The organism is Micromonospora sp. NPDC047644 (genome assembly GCF_040704315.1).
In the GTDB taxonomy this organism is placed as follows: domain Bacteria; phylum Actinomycetota; class Actinomycetes; order Mycobacteriales; family Micromonosporaceae; genus Micromonospora.
The window spans coordinates 105549-120552 of record NZ_JBEYSY010000008.1; the positions used below are offsets into that span (position 1 = coordinate 105549).

Here is a 15004-nt window from a genome sequence, read left to right on the forward strand (position 1 = left end):
GTCATGCCTGATCCACAGCCCACGCTCGTGCTCGTGCACGGCGCGTTCGCCGAGTCGGCGAGCTGGAACGGTGTGCTCGAGCGGCTGGGCGCCGGGTACGACTCGGTGGCCGTCGCGAACCCGCTGCGCGGCGTGGCGGGCGACGCCGCGTACGTGCAGGATGTTGTGCGGGGGATCGGCGGTCCGGTCGTCCTCGTCGGTCACTCGTACGGCGGCATGGTGATCACGCAGGCCGCAGCCGGCGACACCTCGGTGCGGGCTCTCGTGTACGTCAACGCCTTCGCCCCGGACACCGGTGAGTCGGCGATGACGCTGTCCGCGAAGTTCCCCGGCAGCACCCTCGCCGACACGCTGGTGCAGTACCCGGTGTCGACCGGTGGGAACGAGGTGGCGATCGGCCAGGAGCAGTACCACGCCCAGTTCTGCGCCGACGCGTCGGACGACATGGCCGCGCTGATGGCCCGGACCCAGCGGCCGATCACCGAACAGGGCCTGGGCGACAAGCTCACCGGCGACCCCGCCTGGCGATCGCTGCCCAGTTGGTTCGTGTTCGGCGACGCCGACAAGAACATCCCCGCCGAGGCGCACCGGTTCATGGCCGAGCGGGCCAACCCCCGGGGGCAGCGCGAGGTCGTCGGCGGGTCGCACGCGATGGCCGTGGCTCGGCCGAGCGAGGTCGCCGAGACCATCATCGAGGCGGTTCGGGGCGTGAGCTGACAGTCCGCACGGACAGCCGGTGGTGGGCCGACGACGAGAGGTCGCCGGCCCACCCCTGCCTACTTGCCTAGCGGACCCGCAGCTGCTGGTGGGTCGCAGCGGTGGGGGCGTGGGCCGGGTCACCGGAGTAGGCGACGTGCACCGGGTGCGCCCCTGCGGGCAGCCCGGCGGTCGGCAGCTCGACGACGGCCGCCCCACCACGGAGCGCAACCACCCGGGTGGCCCCGCCGAAGGTGACGGCAACCTCGCCGGTCACCTGTGGAGCCTTCCGGTGCGGCGACTGGGCCCGGACGTCGACGGCGAGCGTGAACGTGCCACCGCGGACGACCGAGGCCGGCGTGGCCTTCGCCCTGACCTCGACCCGCCCCGGGCCCGGAGGCGTCAGGGTGACCTGGGCAGAGCGTGACCTGGTCGGGTCGAGCACCGACGTCGCCACGACGGTCAGCGTCGACGCGGTCTCCGCTGCGGCGACCGAGAGCAGGCCCTCCGCGGAGATGCCGGTGCCGGTTGAGGTCGCTCCCCGCACCGACCAGGTCACCGCCGGGTTCACACCCGCGTTGGTCGTCACCTGGGCGGTGAACTGCCTGGCCCAGTTCCAGCCCTTCGTCAGGTTCACCGTCGTGGGCGTCACCGACACGGAGTCGACCCCCGACCACAGGTGATCCCGGGCGAAGATCGTGAACAGTTGGCCCGCCGTCATCCCGTCGTGCGCGCCGGGAACCTGGGTCGTCGCGGCGGTGTATCCCCGCGCCCGGAAGTTGTCCGCGATGGCGTTCTGGGCGTTGAGGTTGCCCTCGAAGACGCCGTTGCCGAGGAACACGGTGAGGCCGTCGTCCCCGACCGCGTTCGCGATGGTGTCGTAGTCCTGCGTGGTGAGCGACGGGTTACCCGAGAAGTGTCCGTAGAACGCGAAGGTGGTCGGGTAGTTCCGGATGACGACGCCGCCGGTCATCCCGCCGTACGAGAACCCCGCGTAGGCCCGCCCGGAGCGCTCGGTCGAGACGTTGTAGCTGCTCTCGACGAGGGGCAGGATCGTCTGGACCAGGTTGTTGGCCGCGTTGGTCTGGTTGTAGGACGCGAAGCCGAGGCTGGTGCCCGTGAAGTGGTTGCCCATGGTGACGACCACGGTCGGCTCGATCTCGCCCCTGGCCGTCATGTTGTCCAGGATGTTCGGGACGTTCGCGGGGACCATGAAGTCGGTCTCGTCACCGAAGATGCCGTGGGCGAGGTACGCGACCTTGTACGGCTCCGCCCGGTTGGCGTCGTAGTTGGCCGGCAGGTAGACGCCGAGGTAGTGGCCGCTGTCGCCCAGGATGGTGGTGTACGGGACGTAGGTGACGCTTCCCCGCTTCGCGCGGTCGGCCACCGGCACCTCGTAGTCCGCACGAGCCTTCAGCACCGGGTCGTTCTGCTTCTTGGCGTACGGCACGTGGACGGCATCGAGGACGTCGTTGTTCCGGACCCGGAACGAGGATTCGCCCGGCGGTCGAGGGTTCGTCGAGGCCGGGTCCCAGATGCGCTTGTTCTCCCAGCCCTGCGTCGGGTCCCAGACGCGGTACCAGTAGCTGAGACCGCCGGCGTGCAGCGGGAGCGAGACCGACCAGTTTCCCTTCGGGTCCCTGGTCATGTCCCGCAGGAACTCGGTGCCGCCCGCGTGGTAGCGCCCCGGCCGCCACTCTTCCGGCTGGTAGCGGGTGGTGCCGGTGCCGACGTCGAGCAGGGTCAGGTCCCCGGCGAGACGGACCTGGGTGGCGTGCGGGTTGCGGTAGACGAACGTGACGGTGTATCCGGTCGGTGAATCCCGGTCCGCCTTGATTGTCGCGCCGGGGACGGGCGCGGGCCTGCCGACAGCGGCAGCCGGCGCGGGGATCACGGCCCCGGCACCGAGCGCGGTGAACGCGAGAATCGAGATCGCAAGCCGGAGCCTGCGTCTTCCGGTCGTTTCCCTCATGCGCGAAGACTCCTTTATGGTGGTCGCTCGTCGCGGTCTGGTGCGGTGGCGGGAGTTGAGGGCTCCGATGGTCGCTAAATCGAATTAGCATCGGGAGTGTGGCTGGGTACCCCTTTCGATGTCAAGGGCGTCCGAAGCCGAGGCCGGACAGCGCCTCGATGGGCTCGCATCCCGCGACCTGCGAGTTTGCCCAGGTGGTCACCGCCCGGATGGCAAGGTGAGGGCCATGGACAGGAAGCACGTCGAGGATTGGATTGCCGCCTACGAGCGGCTCTGGCGGACCCCGGGCACGGACTCGCTGGTCACCCTCTTCACCGAGGACGCGAGCTACCGGCAGGGGCCGTACTGGGCGCCCGTCGTCGGCCTGTCGGCCATCGCCCGCATGTGGGAGAAGCAGCGCAAGGGCCCCGACGAGGTGTTCCAGCTGACCACGGAGATCGTCGCGGTCGAGGGCGACACCGCCGTGTCGCGCCAGGAGGTCCGTTACGGCGACCCGGTCGACCAGGAGTACCGCGACCTGTGGGTCATGCGGTTCGCCGACGACGGACGGTGCCGGTCATTCGAGGAGTGGCCGTTCTGGCCGGGACAACAGCCGGCCGACGGCTCCTGACCGGGAACGGTCACGGCGGCGACGCCCCGGCCACCGGGTGGCAGACCTGACCGACATGCCGTCGGACCGGTCGCACACCCACCGTGAGCTGGGGCGTCGCCGTGTCACTGTCGACGCGTCAGACCGGGGCGGCCGGGCAGCTCGCGCCGGCCGGCGGCGTGGTTCTGGTGACGAGGTACCGCTCCACCTGACGACGGGTGCACTCGGTCCTCGGGTAGCTGACGTGGCCCGACCCCTCGTAGGTGAGGAGGTGGCCCCGGCTGCCGAGCTGGCGCACCACCCGCTGGGCGGCGTCGTACGGGGTGGCCGGGTCGAAGCGCCCGTTGAGCACCAGCAGCGGCGCGCTCGTCCGGACCTGCAGTCGGTGTTGGGGGTTTGTCGCCGTCCAGCCCAGGCAGACAGCGGCGAAGCGGACGGCCAACGGGGAGGCGCGCAGGTGCGGTGCCGTGGCGCGGGACAGGTCGAGATACCGGGTCCAGTCGGCGAACCCGTCGATCGGCAGCGACCAGTCCTGGCAGAACACCGGTAGCGCGTACTCGGTCAGCTCCTCGTCGTCGTCGACCGCCACCATCGGGGACGCGAGTGGGGCCGGCTCGCCCCGCTCCAGCGCGAGCAGCATGGTCGCGAGATCGGCCCAGGTCGCGTCGAAGAAGTTGACGAAGGTCGCGAACCCAAGCTCGAACCAGCTCAGCGGGGTGCCGGTGGCCGTGTCGACGAGCGTGCCGGCATCGGCACGGCGCATCAGCCGGTCGTAGAGCGCCGGCACGTCGCGCCCGTGCAGCGCGCAGCCAGGGTTTCGCTCGCACCAGGTCACGAACTCGTGGAACAGCGCCTCGCTACTGGCCGCGCCGGCGCGGAAGTATTCCCGGACCCCCTGGCTGTGGTCCATCACGCTGTCCATGACCAGTGCGCGGACGCGGTCGGGGAACAGCTCGGCGTAGGCCTGCCCGATCAGGGTGCCGTAGGACCACTGGTAGAAGCTCAGCTGCCGCTCACCGAGCGCGGCCCGGATGGCGTCCGTGTCGCGCGCGACGCTCGCACTGTCCAGGTGGTCGAAGAGTGGGCCACTGTTGGCCCGGCAGTCGTCGCGCAACTGCCGGTTGTAGGTGCGCAGCCGTTCGAACTCCGCCGTGTTCACGGGGGTCAGGGAGGGTTGCCGGCCCAGCAGCGCCGATGAGCAGCGCACCGGGGCGCTACGGACCGTGCCCCGGGGGTCGAAGCCGACGATGTCGAAGCGGCGCAGCACGTCCGGCCCGAGCTGGCTGGCGGCCGTCAACGCCACGTCCACCCCGGACAGGCCGGGACCGCCGGGGTTGAAGACCAGGACGCCGATGCGGGCGGCCGGATCGGTGGCGGGACGCCGGGCCAGCGCCAGGGGGAAGGTCTCCCCTCCCGGTCGGGACCAGTCGACCGGCAGGCGCAGGGTGCCGCACCGGGTGCCCGGATCGTCGGGCTGTTCCGGGCACACCTGCCAGTCGACGCGCCCGCTCCCACCACCGGTGACGTCCACTGTGACCGGCCGGGCACCGCCGGTCGTCGGTGTGGTGCCCGCGAGCGACGGTGGAGCGTTGAGCGTCAGGGTGACGAGGACCGCGACGACGGCCGAGAGGCTGCCGAGAAGTCGCCGTCGTCGACGGTCGGCGTCACGCGGAGGCCGGAGGGTGGTGCTCTTCGTGGTCAACATTCGTCCAGCCTGCCGACGCCCGGTCCACGTCGGATCCATGCCGGTCCGGGGACGGTCGGCGCGGGGCGTTCACTGGTACGCCGCCAGACGTTCGGACAGCACCGCGGCCTGTGGATGACCGATCCGGTCGAGGATCACCAACGCCTGCCGCCACAGGTCGACCGAGGTGTCGTGGTCGCCCAACGCCTGATGGGTGTCGCCGAGGCGGACGAGTGTCTCCGCCCTCCCGCACGGTTCCTGGATTTCGGAGTAGAGCGTGAGCGCGCGCCGGTAGCAGTCCACCGCGCTCGGGTGTTTTCCGAGGCCGTGATGGGCGAATCCGAGACCGTCCCAGGTGTGGGCCGCGCCGAGCCGATCCTCGGCCTCCTCGTAGAGCACGAGCGCCCGCTCGCAGTAGGCGATGGCGCGGGCGTGCTCGTCCAGCCGTGCATGGCTCCAGCCGAGCGCGTTGAGCGCCGCGGCCTCGCCGAGCCGGTCGCCGGTGTGGCTGGCCAGTGCCAGCGCCCGCCTGGCGTGCGGCAGGGCCGCTCCGGCGTCACCCTCGACGTCGGACAGCCAGGCGAGGTGGAGATGGGCGCTGACCTGCCCCGGGCGGTCGCCGGCCTGGTCGTACCGTGCCATGGCGCGCCGGAGGTGGTGGTGGGCCGCACCGAACCGGCGGTTCTGGACATGGGCCAGCGCGAGGTCCCGGTGGGCCAGCGCCTCGGCGCGTGGGTCACCGTGGCGGCGCGCGACCGCGACCGCGATGGTCTGCACGGTGGCCAGGTCGTGCCACTGCGAGAGCCGCCCGAGCAGGGGAGTGAGGGCCTGGGCGAGCTGCCCGGCGTGGGCGTCGAAACCGTGCGCGACCGCGTCGTCGACGGCGGCCAGCAGCACCCGCTGTTCGATGGTGAACCAGGCCAGCCCGGCCCGGTGGTCGGCGAACGCCGAGGGTGACGCGTCGGTGGGCAGGGGCGGCGCATCGAGCGGCTGCCAGCCCGGGTCGACACGTCTCGCCGCGTCACGAGTGGCACGCAGGTAGTGGTCGAGCATCCGCCTGCGGACGGCGTCACGCTCGGCCGGAGCGTCGAGAGCGTGCGTCAACTCCTCCCCGTAGGCGCGGAGCAGGTCGTGACAGCGGAAGCGGTCGGGGGACTGCTCGGCCAGCAGGTTCGCCCGGGCCAACTCGTCGAGCGCCGGCCGCACCAGGTGCGGTGGCGCCCCGGCGAGGCTGGCCGTCGCGGCGGCGCTGACGTCCGGTGCGGGATGCAGACAGATCTGCCGGAACAGTCGGGCCGCGTCCGCGCTGAGCAGTCGGTACGACCAGGAGAGCACCGTGCGCACATCGGTGGCGGCGTCGTCGGTGGCCAGGGCGGTGAGCCCGCCCCGGCTCGCCGCCAGGTCGTCGGCGACGGCCTGGAGCGCAAACGTGGGCCGGGCGGCGGCCCGCGCGGCCACGATGGACAGAGCCAGGGGCAACCGCGCGGTACGCCCGATCAGCTCGTCGACCGCCGCCGGCTCGGCGGTGACCCGCTGCGTACCCAGTCGGCGCACGAGCAGTTGGCGCGCCTCGTCGTCGCTGGGCAGGTCCAGCGCGAGGAGCTGGGCGCCATCGGTGGCGACCAGGCCGGGCAGGGTGTGGCGACTCGTCACCAGCACCCCGCAGCGGGTCGACCCCGGAAGCAGGGGCCGCACCTGCTCGGCGTCGCGGGCGTTGTCGAGCAGCACGAGCAGCCGTCGGGCCGCGGTCAGGCTGCGGTACAGGGCGAACTGGGCCGCCGGATCCGCTGGGATCTCCAGGAGCCGCACACCCAGCGCGGGCAACAGCGAGCGTACGACGACAGCCGAGGGGGACGCCCCCTGCGTCGCGGTGCCGAATCCGGCCAGGTCGACGTGGAGCTGCCCGTCGGGGAAGTGATGGCGGTTGTCGTACGCCCAGCGCAGCGCCAGCCAGCTCTTCCCGACGCCGCCCGTACCGGTGATGACGACGGTGCCGGCCGAGCGGGGGTCATCGAGCAGCAGTGTGGTGAGCCGGGCCAGCTCCCCGGCCCGGCCGGTGAACAACGTCGGTGGGGCCGGCAGCTGTCGGGGGACGATTCGCGGCGGGGTTCCTTCCGGTGGCCGCGGTTCGGAGGCCAACAGCTCCGGTTCCGCCCGCAGGATGCGGGTGTGCAGCTGTTGGAGATCGGGACCGGGCTCGACTCCCACCTCCTCGGCGAGGAGATGGCGAAGCTTCCGGTACGTGGCCAGCGCGTCGGCACGCCGGCCGGTCCGCGCCAGGGCCACCATCAGTTGCCCCCACGGGCGCTCGCGCAGCGGGTCGTCGTCGACCTGGCTCCGCAGTGGTTCGATCAGCTCGTGATGCTGTCCGGCGCGCAGTTTGAGGTCCACGACCTCCTCCACCAGGCTGGACCGCTGTTCTTCGAGGCGCGTTCGGACCGAGCGCAACACCCCCCAGCCGGGGAGGCCCGCGAACGGCTCCCCACGCCAGAGCGCCAACGCGGCCTCGAACGACTCCTGGGCGGCTGACCAGTGACCCTGCCGCTGCGCGGAATACCCGCGCTGGGCCAGGTCGTCGAAGGCCACGCTGTCCACCGTCAGCCCTTCCAGGGCGAGACGGTAGCCGGTGGGCCCGGCGAGGATGGCGGGGTCGGGGAAGCCCGGGGAGCGCAGCGCGCGGCGCAGTGCCCAGACATAGGTCTTCACGTTGCCGGCTGCCGTCTTCGGCGGGCGCCCCTGCCACAGCTCGTCGACGAGTTGGTCGATGGACCAGCCGGTGCCCGGCTGCGACATCAGCACGGCCAGGAGGCGTACCTGCATCGGCGTGCCGAGGGCCAGCGATTGCCCGCGGGCTGAGCGCGCCTCGACCGGCCCGAGCAGGTGGTACCGCGCCGCCGGTGGCGTCCCCGCAGGGTCCATCGCCTCATCGTAGGGGCGCGAACAATCCGCTTCATCGGCTGGACGGCCGCAGCCCGCGCCCGGCTCCGTGGTGTGCTCCGTCACGCAGCTGGGCATGGTCAGGAGGTTGGGACGCCGCGAGGCGGCTGCTAGTGTCGAAATTGTTGCGGCCGCAAATTTATCAGCGGCAACTACTTTCTGGGAAGGATGCCTCCGATGACTAAGCTCTCCGTCATCTACTACTCGTCCACCGGCACTCTGCACGCCATGGCCAAGCGCCTCGCCGAGGCTGGCGAGAAGGCTGGCGCCGAGGTGCGTCTGCGTCAGGTTCCGGAGCTCGCCCCGGCCGAGGCCATCGCCTCCAACGCCGCCTGGAGCCAGCACTTCGACGCCACCAAGAACGAGGCGAAGGCGACCGCCGACGACGTCGTCTGGGCGGACGCGGTGCTGTTCGGCACGCCCACCCGCTACGGCAACGTCGCCAGCCAGCTCAAGCAGTTCCTCGACACCCTCGGTCCGCAGTGGGCGCAGGGCCAGCTCGCCAACAAGGTGTACGCCGGCTTCACCGCCTCCATGACCGCGCACGGCGGCCAGGAGTCGACCCTGCTCGCGCTCTACAACACCATCCACCACTTCGGGGGTCTGGTCGTCGCCCCGGGTTACACCGACCCGCTGAAGTTCGCCGACGGCAACCCGTACGGCGTCTCGCACGTCACTGGCGGCAGCAACGACGCCCCGCTGGGCGACGCCCAGTTCGCCGCGCTCGACCACATGGCCGAGCGGGTCGTCACGATCGCCGGCAAGCTCAACGCCTGAGTGCTGACGCCCGCCCGTACGCGGGTGCTCAGTGGGGCGAGGGCCGGTCTCCCCGGACGGGAGGCCGGCCCTCGGCGTTCTCACACCGCGATCGCCGCGACGGCGGCAAGCCGCCGTCGCTCGTCGGTGGCGGGCCGCCGGAGGCGTTCCACCTCGCGAAAACCGGCCCGGCCGAGTCGTTCGGAGATCTCGTCGACCGGCCAGCGGTAGGCGGTCAGGACCTTGTGGTCGAAGGCGCCGACCTCCTCGCCGTCGAAGACGCCCAGGACCAGCCGCCCGGCCGGGACCAGCACCCTTCGAAACTCCTTGAGCATCCCGTCGAACTCCGGCGGCGGAAGATGAATCAACGAGTACCAGGCCAGGATGCCGTCGACGGAGTCCTCCGCCGCATCGAGGCGCTCCATCGAGCCGAGGTGGAACTCGACGCCCGGGTGGGCCGCCCGCGCATGGGCGATGAACTCGGGGACCAGGTCGATCCCTGCTGCGTCGACGCCCAGCTCGCGAAGGTATCCGGTCAGGTGGCCGGGCCCGCACCCCAGATCGAGCACCCGGCCGGGCCGGCTGCCCAGGTGCCGCCGGATGAGAGCGAGATCGTCGGCGTCCACCTGCTGGCGCGTGCCGAACAGCTCGATGTAGAGCTCCGCGACGGAGGTGTAAGCCTGTCGTACCGTGTCCGTTTCCATCGCGGAACCATACGGGTCGCCGGGCCGTGTCGAGTCGGCCTACCGACTTCGGCGCGACGGTCACCGTCGCTGCGCCGCCCGGGGCGGTCGCCGCTCCCGATGCCCTCTGTGCCCAGCTCGGCCTGGGTGGAGGGGGTAGCGGCGGTCGACACTTGCCCATCGCGGCTAATCGAGTTAGCCTTAAGCTAATCACGTTAGCTTTGGTGGAGGAACGTCATGACCGAATACCTGAACATCGCCGGCAACACTCTCGCCTACGAGGTGACCGGGCAGGGCCCACTTGTCGTCCTGGCGCACGGCATGGGCGACAGTCGGCACTCCTACCGGTTCGTCGCCCCGGCTCTCGCCGCGGCCGGCTACCGGGTCGCCAACGTCGACATCCGTGGCTGCGGCGACTCCGGTCTCGGCTGGGACGGCTACAGCCGCACGGACATCGCGGGTGACCTCGTCGCCGTCGTGCGCCACCTCGGAGGCCCAGCCGTGATCATCGGTCAGTCGATCAGCGGCGGGGCCGCGACCATCGCTGCCGCCACCGCGCCGGAGCTGATCGCCGGCGTCATCGAGCTGGCGCCGTTCACCCGCGCGCAGTCCTTCGACCTGGGTGGGCTGGTGCGGGTGAAGCGCTTCCGCGCCGGCTACCTCCAACTGGCGCAGGTGCTCGTACGCGGCAGTGTGGCGAGTTGGCGCAGGTACCTCAACCTGGCGATCCCCACCAAGCCTGCCGACTGGCATGGCGAGCTGGCGCGCATCGAGGCCAAGATGAGTGAGCCCGGCCGGATGAAGGCCCTCCAGTCCATGGCCAAGAGCAGCCCGGCCGACGCCGGTCGCCAACTGCCGAACGTCACCTGCCCGGTCCTGGTGATCCAGGGCGGCGTCGACCCCGACTGGGCCGACCCGCGGGCCGAGGGTGAGCGCATCCTCGCCGACCTGCCACGAGGGCTTGGCGAACTGGCCGTCATCGAGGGCGCGGGCCACTACCCGCACGTCCAGACGCCCGACGACGTCCTCGCGCTGGCCCTGCCCTTCCTCACCCGGACGCTGACCGGTGCCTAAGGCGCGGCTCACCCCGGCATCGGTCACCGAAGCCGCGGCCGCGCTGGTCGACGAGGTCGGCTTCGACAACCTCAGCATGGGCCTGCTCGCCGAACGGCTGGGAATCAAGACCCCCTCGCTCTACAAGCACGTCGCCAGTCAGGCCGACCTGGCACACCGGATCGCCATCCTGGGGATGACCCAGGCCGGCGATGTCCTCCGTGACGCCATCCAGGGTCGCTCCGGCAGTGCCGCCCTCGCCGCCGGAGCGCAGGCGATGCGGACGTTCGTGCGGGAACACCCCGGCCGGTACGCGGCCAGCAACGCCGCCCGCCCGACCGGCCCGGACGACCCGTTCATCCCGGCCAGCGAGCGGGTGCTCGCCTCGTGGGCGGCCATGCTGGGCGGGTACGACCTCGACCCCGGCCAGGTGATCCACGCCATGCGGACGCTGCGGAGCGTCCTGCACGGGTTCGCCACCCTGGAGGTGGCCGGCGGGTTCCAGATCGACGCGTCCGTCGACGAGAGCTTCGATTGGCTGGTCAGCTTCATCGATCAGGGCCTTCGCGCCGGCGCGGCCGGTGGCAGCGACCTCGCGAGCTGACACCGGGATCGCCCGCCACCGTCGGATGACGGCGACGGGCGATCCGGCGCTTGCGCTCCCGGGGGAGAAGCGAATCGGTCACGGCGCGGCCCGCAAGGACGGCCGCTCGTTCGACGAGCCGTCGGGCCTGCTCGGACGCCGCCTGCCGAGGTGGAGGGCGGCCGCCGCAGCCAGCGCGGCCACGACGATCAGTGCGGCGAAGACCGGGTGCATGCGTACGCTCGCCGACTGTGTCGCGGCGGGTCGCTCGACCAGCGTGGGCCCCTTCGGCGACGCGACAGCGCTCTGGGTCGGGCTGCACGGGTTCGCCCAGCTTCGCGTGGCAGCGCCGCTGTTCCCCTGGCCGGCGGAGGTGCGCGACTCCATCATCGACCGGATGGCGCTGCTGCGCTGAGCGGGCGGCTCAGGCGTACGCCAGCAGGAAGTCGACGGTGCCCGTACCGCCGGGTTGACCGGCCGGGACGGGCAGGCCCGGCTCGCTGTTCAGGACGTAGAACCCGCCGCCGCCGATCAGGCGGGGCGTCACGGCCAGCATCTGCGCCGCCATGGTCGCTCCGGTCGGCCGCACCACGCTGTCCAGCAGGAGCCGGAAGAGGTTTCCGTTCAGGTTCGCGACGTGCAGAACCCGGTACGAGCGCGGGGCGGGCAGCCCGGCGCTGGTCAGGCCCCAGATCGGCACGATCTGGTTGCGCCACCGGGCCGGGTCGTTGCTGATCGCGCTGTCGTGGTTGTTCAGCTGCGTCTGAATTCCCGAGTGGATCCCGGCCAGGTGGATGTGGAGCTGATCCTGCTGACGGATCGTCGGGTCGGCCGAATTGACGCCCAGCCCGAGGTGGGGATAGACGACGTGCCCCGGCTGCCCCGGCTGGGCGTTGTTCCAGGCCTCCAACCAGTAGTTCGGCGCGCTGGCGGTGGTGATGAACGGGCACTCGATGCCGCTGATCCGGCAACTGGGCACGAGCAGGAAGTCGTGGTTCGAGCCGGACCCGCCATTGAGGATGACGTAGGTGGGAGTGGTGCGCAGGCACTGGGGAAATGGCGGCCCCGTCTTCGTACCCTCGCAGACCTGGACCCGGTCCCACAGGTCGTACCTGCCACCGGTGTCGGTGGGGTAGCCGCACAGGGCCGAGGGTGTGGGGCAGGCCGCGGCGCCGGGACCGCCGGGTGTCGAGGGGGACGGCGCGGGGGTCGGCCCCCCGTCGGCCAGCGCCCGGTCCGCGCCGACCAGTCCCAGCAGCCCTGTCGCGCCGGCGGTCCCGGAGAGTCTGACGAACTGACGCCGTGGCATTCCGCCCATCGTCACCCTCCGTGGTTGCCGTGCCGAGGCGAACATGAACGTGTCGAGATTAGGGCGATAGCCGGCATTCGGCGCATTGGCCGGCGAGCGGGTCCCCTGATCGTGTCGCCGTCGTGCGACGATTTCCGGCGTGGCAGAGACCGCGACGACGTTGACAGCGATCCGCGCCCGGATCGACGAGCTGGATCGGGACCTGGTCGGGCTGCTCGCCCGTCGGGAGGAGTTGGTCCGGCAGGCCGCCCCGCTCAAGAGCGATGGTCAGGCGGTCCGTGCGCCGGACCGGGTGGCGCAGGTGGTGGCCCGGGTCCGCACGTTGGCCAGCGAGGCCGGCGCCGACCCGGACCTGATCGAACGGATCTACCGGGGCATGATCCAGGCCTTCATCGACATGGAGACCGACGAGCACCACCGCATCACCGGCGGGTCCACGCCGGAAACGCGGTGATCGCCCGGGACCTGTGTGCTCAGGTAGCCGAGACGCTCTCGCCGTCCGGGCTGGTCACGGTGGGCGGCGGCGCGTAGCCGAGCTCGTACGAGATCTTGTCGGCGGTCTCCAGGAGCAGCGGAAGGTTGCTCCTGAGCTGGTCGAGGTTCGCGATGACCTCGATCGCCGTGATCGAGGCAGCGGCGATGACCTGCCCTCGTGAATCCCTGATCGGCGCGGCCACGCACATCACGTAGGCGTCGTGCTCGCCGTTGTCCATGGCCCAGCCGCAGTCGTGGATGCGGGCGAGTTCGGCTTCCAGGGCGTCGTGGTCGGTGAAGGTGGTGTCGGTGAACTTCTCGAAGACGACGTGGGAGAGAAGCCGGTCGCGTTCCTGCCGGGGGAGGTAGGCGAGGATGGTCTTGCCCACGGCGCTCGCGTAGATCGACACCGCGCGTCCCACCCGCGACGGCAGCTTGACGGCGTCGAATGCCGGGCTGTCCACCTTGTCGATATAGATGATCTCGTCGCCGGTCAGTTGCGCCAGGTGTACGGTATGGCCCGTCTCGCGTTGCAGCGCCCGCAGGTGTGCGGCGGCGGGCTGGCGGAGGTCCATCGAGCCGAGCGCGAGCTCGGACAACTCGATCAGGCCGCTGCCGAGCACGTAGGTGCCCGCGCCCGTCCGGCGGACGAAGCGCGCGGACTCCAGTGTTTGCAGGATGCGTAGCGCCGTGGACTTGTGGACGCCGAGCACGTCCGCAGCCTCCGTAAGGGACAGCGGGTGCTCCGCGGATCGACGGATGAGGTCGATCGCGCGGCGAATCGATTGCGCCAAGGCTGTGTCTCCCCTCGCGCGACGGTAACGCCGTCGCTGTCATTGCATATTGTGCAATATAGATGACGCGATGCGCAATCGCCACTTGACACCGTTGCACATGACGCTACGATCGTTGCAATTTCATCGACTTGACGTCACCTCGTAACAGTGGAGTAACGATGGGTAATAAGCGCGCTTATTTCGGCATCGCCAGGGCGACATGTGCCCTCGGCCTTGCCGCCACCCTCCTGACCGGTTGCGGCTCCGACGGCGATTCAGGCGACGGCGTCACCAAGCTGACCTTCGCCGCCTCGACCTTCGGCGACCCGGGGCGCGGGCCCCTGTTGACGAAGTGGCTCGACGAGTTCAACCAGAGCCAGACCAAGGTCCAGGTCTCCGCCGCCGCCGTGCCGTACCCGACCTTCGGTCAGACCGTGCTCACGCAGATGGGCAGCGGCAAGGGCCCCGACCTGGTCCGCTTCGACATGCCCGAGTTCGAGGCGGCCTCGGACGCCGGTCTCGTCGCACCGCTCGACAAGGTGATCGACGCCAGCAAGTACGACCTGCTCAAGCAGCCGGACCAGTTCATGGTCCACGACGGTGTCCGGCACGGCGTCATCTTCGAGGCGTCGAACTACGCGATGTTCTACAACGCGGAGCTGATCCCGACGCCGCCGACCACCTACGAACAGTTCACCTCCACCGCGAAGTCGCTGACCAAGGGCGACGTCTTCGGTCTGGCGTTCCGCCAGACGGAGGCCGAGGAGGCCGGCGTCTGGCAGGACATCTTCAACTACGTCTACGGCTTCGGCGGAGCGTGGTCGGACGGTAAGAACCTGACCATCAACTCGCCGGAGAACCTCAAGGGCCTGCAGGCGTTCAAGGACCTGTACGACGCGAACGTGATCCCGCGCGGCGCGGACGCTGCCACGTTCCGGCGGATGTTCGCCGAGGGCAAGGTCGGGATGGAGCTCAACAACGGCGGTTACGTGACCGCCACGCGTGGCCAGAACGCCAAGCTGAACTTCAACGTCGCGCCCATCCCGTTCCCGGTCCGCAAGCAGGGCGCGATCCTCGCACCAATCGTGATCAACGAGGCCAGCGAGGGCAAGGACGAGGCCGCCACCTTCATCACGTGGGCGCTGGAGCCGCAGAACCAGGTCAAGCTGCAGGAGATCCTCGGCGCGAGCAGCGTCGCCACCACCACGCAGCGCAGCGCGGAAGCGCTCAAGGCCACGCCGTTCCTTCCCGTCTTCGACGGGCTCACCGAGACCAGCCTGCCGCAGATCGTGCTGGGGTTCGAGGCCAAGACGCCGGACATCCGCAAGGTGGTCGTGCAGAACGTGGTCGCGGCACTGCAGGGCAAGGCCGACCTCAAGTCGGCACTGGACCGCGCCCAGCAGCAGGCGACCGAACTGGTCCGCTGACCGCTCGACACGGCGACGCCGCCGACGCAACGATCCGTGCGTCGGCGGCGTCCTTCCCCCAGAAG

At 70.7% G+C, this 15004-nt stretch carries 14 protein-coding genes; 8 read left to right on the forward strand and 6 right to left on the reverse strand.

The window, feature by feature from the left end; genetic code table 11:
- The first annotated feature begins 3 nt into the window (after window positions 1–3).
- Window positions 4–717: an alpha/beta hydrolase gene (locus tag AB0877_RS15045; protein WP_366609137.1), complete on the forward strand. Its 714-nt coding sequence runs from the start codon at window positions 4–6 to the stop codon at window positions 715–717.
- A gap of 67 nt (window positions 718–784) precedes the next feature.
- Here AB0877_RS15045 and AB0877_RS15050 read toward each other — a convergent pair whose 3' ends face one another.
- Entirely contained in the window at window positions 785–2668 is a 1884-nt protein-coding gene (locus AB0877_RS15050) for an alpha/beta hydrolase-fold protein (RefSeq protein WP_366609138.1), read from the reverse strand.
- Window positions 2669–2894: 226 nt separating this feature from the next.
- Between AB0877_RS15050 and AB0877_RS15055 the strand changes: the two genes are divergently transcribed.
- Entirely contained in the window at window positions 2895–3278 is a 384-nt protein-coding gene (locus tag AB0877_RS15055; protein WP_366609139.1) for a nuclear transport factor 2 family protein, read from the forward strand.
- A 118-nt stretch (window positions 3279–3396) separates the two neighbouring features.
- Here the strand turns inward: AB0877_RS15055 and AB0877_RS15060 are convergent, their stop codons facing one another.
- Both AB0877_RS15060 and AB0877_RS15065 read right to left on the reverse strand, forming a co-directional pair.
- On the reverse strand, window positions 3397–4962 hold the full coding sequence (locus AB0877_RS15060) for an alpha/beta fold hydrolase (protein WP_366609140.1): 1566 nt from the start codon (window positions 4960–4962) through the stop codon (window positions 3397–3399).
- Window positions 4963–5031: 69 nt separating this feature from the next.
- Window positions 5032–7860: a BTAD domain-containing putative transcriptional regulator gene (locus AB0877_RS15065; RefSeq protein WP_366609142.1), complete on the reverse strand. Its 2829-nt coding sequence runs from the start codon at window positions 7858–7860 to the stop codon at window positions 5032–5034.
- A gap of 195 nt (window positions 7861–8055) precedes the next feature.
- Between AB0877_RS15065 and wrbA the strand changes: the two genes are divergently transcribed.
- Window positions 8056–8655, forward strand: coding sequence for an NAD(P)H:quinone oxidoreductase (gene wrbA, locus AB0877_RS15070; protein WP_366609143.1), 600 nt, complete (start codon window positions 8056–8058; stop codon window positions 8653–8655).
- A gap of 80 nt (window positions 8656–8735) precedes the next feature.
- Here the strand turns inward: wrbA and AB0877_RS15075 are convergent, their stop codons facing one another.
- Window positions 8736–9338, reverse strand: coding sequence for a class I SAM-dependent methyltransferase (locus AB0877_RS15075; RefSeq protein ID WP_366609145.1), 603 nt, complete (start codon window positions 9336–9338; stop codon window positions 8736–8738).
- Window positions 9339–9554: 216 nt separating this feature from the next.
- On the opposite strand from AB0877_RS15075, the gene AB0877_RS15080 reads away from it, so the two are divergent.
- Genes AB0877_RS15080 through AB0877_RS15090 form a run of 3 tightly spaced genes read left to right on the forward strand, consistent with a single transcriptional unit; the run spans window position 9555 to window position 11368 of the window.
- Window positions 9555–10391 (forward strand): alpha/beta hydrolase, encoded by an 837-nt coding sequence (locus tag AB0877_RS15080; RefSeq protein WP_366609146.1) that lies wholly within the window; start codon window positions 9555–9557, stop codon window positions 10389–10391.
- Window positions 10384–10974 carry a TetR/AcrR family transcriptional regulator gene (locus AB0877_RS15085; RefSeq protein ID WP_366609148.1) on the forward strand — a complete coding sequence of 197 codons (591 nt, stop codon included), beginning with the start codon at window positions 10384–10386 and terminating at the stop codon, window positions 10972–10974. The genes AB0877_RS15080 and AB0877_RS15085 overlap by 8 nt, the downstream gene beginning before the upstream one ends.
- A gap of 25 nt (window positions 10975–10999) precedes the next feature.
- On the forward strand, window positions 11000–11368 hold the full coding sequence (locus AB0877_RS15090) for a WHG domain-containing protein (protein ID WP_366609150.1): 369 nt from the start codon (window positions 11000–11002) through the stop codon (window positions 11366–11368).
- Between the two features lie 9 nt (window positions 11369–11377).
- Here the strand turns inward: AB0877_RS15090 and AB0877_RS15095 are convergent, their stop codons facing one another.
- Window positions 11378–12262 (reverse strand): CDP-diacylglycerol diphosphatase, encoded by an 885-nt coding sequence (locus AB0877_RS15095; protein ID WP_366609151.1) that lies wholly within the window; start codon window positions 12260–12262, stop codon window positions 11378–11380.
- A gap of 139 nt (window positions 12263–12401) precedes the next feature.
- Here AB0877_RS15095 and AB0877_RS15100 point away from each other — a divergent pair, with 139 nt between their 5' ends.
- Window positions 12402–12716, forward strand: coding sequence for a chorismate mutase (locus AB0877_RS15100; protein ID WP_366609152.1), 315 nt, complete (start codon window positions 12402–12404; stop codon window positions 12714–12716).
- A gap of 19 nt (window positions 12717–12735) precedes the next feature.
- Here AB0877_RS15100 and AB0877_RS15105 read toward each other — a convergent pair whose 3' ends face one another.
- Window positions 12736–13530: an IclR family transcriptional regulator gene (locus AB0877_RS15105; protein ID WP_366609153.1), complete on the reverse strand. Its 795-nt coding sequence runs from the start codon at window positions 13528–13530 to the stop codon at window positions 12736–12738.
- A 161-nt stretch (window positions 13531–13691) separates the two neighbouring features.
- Here AB0877_RS15105 and AB0877_RS15110 point away from each other — a divergent pair, with 161 nt between their 5' ends.
- Window positions 13692–14939: a sugar ABC transporter substrate-binding protein gene (locus tag AB0877_RS15110; protein WP_366609154.1), complete on the forward strand. Its 1248-nt coding sequence runs from the start codon at window positions 13692–13694 to the stop codon at window positions 14937–14939.
- Window positions 14940–15004: the final 65 nt, after the last annotated feature.

Excerpts from the sequence above, each read along its gene's own strand:
- AB0877_RS15045 (WP_366609137.1), top strand. The coding sequence starts at position 4 with ATGCCTGATCCACAGCCCACGCTCGTGCTCGTGCACGGCGCGTTCGCC.
- AB0877_RS15060 (WP_366609140.1), bottom strand. The coding sequence starts at position 4,962 with ATGTTGACCACGAAGAGCACCACCCTCCGGCCTCCGCGTGACGCCGAC.
- AB0877_RS15090 (WP_366609150.1), top strand. The coding sequence starts at position 11,000 with ATGACGGCGACGGGCGATCCGGCGCTTGCGCTCCCGGGGGAGAAGCGA.
- AB0877_RS15080 (WP_366609146.1), top strand. The coding sequence starts at position 9,555 with ATGACCGAATACCTGAACATCGCCGGCAACACTCTCGCCTACGAGGTG.
- AB0877_RS15055 (WP_366609139.1), top strand. The coding sequence starts at position 2,895 with ATGGACAGGAAGCACGTCGAGGATTGGATTGCCGCCTACGAGCGGCTC.
- AB0877_RS15050 (WP_366609138.1), bottom strand. The coding sequence starts at position 2,668 with ATGAGGGAAACGACCGGAAGACGCAGGCTCCGGCTTGCGATCTCGATT.
- wrbA (WP_366609143.1), top strand. The coding sequence starts at position 8,056 with ATGACTAAGCTCTCCGTCATCTACTACTCGTCCACCGGCACTCTGCAC.
- AB0877_RS15095 (WP_366609151.1), bottom strand. The coding sequence starts at position 12,262 with ATGCCACGGCGTCAGTTCGTCAGACTCTCCGGGACCGCCGGCGCGACA.
- AB0877_RS15075 (WP_366609145.1), bottom strand. The coding sequence starts at position 9,338 with ATGGAAACGGACACGGTACGACAGGCTTACACCTCCGTCGCGGAGCTC.
- AB0877_RS15065 (WP_366609142.1), bottom strand. The coding sequence starts at position 7,860 with ATGGACCCTGCGGGGACGCCACCGGCGGCGCGGTACCACCTGCTCGGG.
- AB0877_RS15110 (WP_366609154.1), top strand. The coding sequence starts at position 13,692 with ATGGGTAATAAGCGCGCTTATTTCGGCATCGCCAGGGCGACATGTGCC.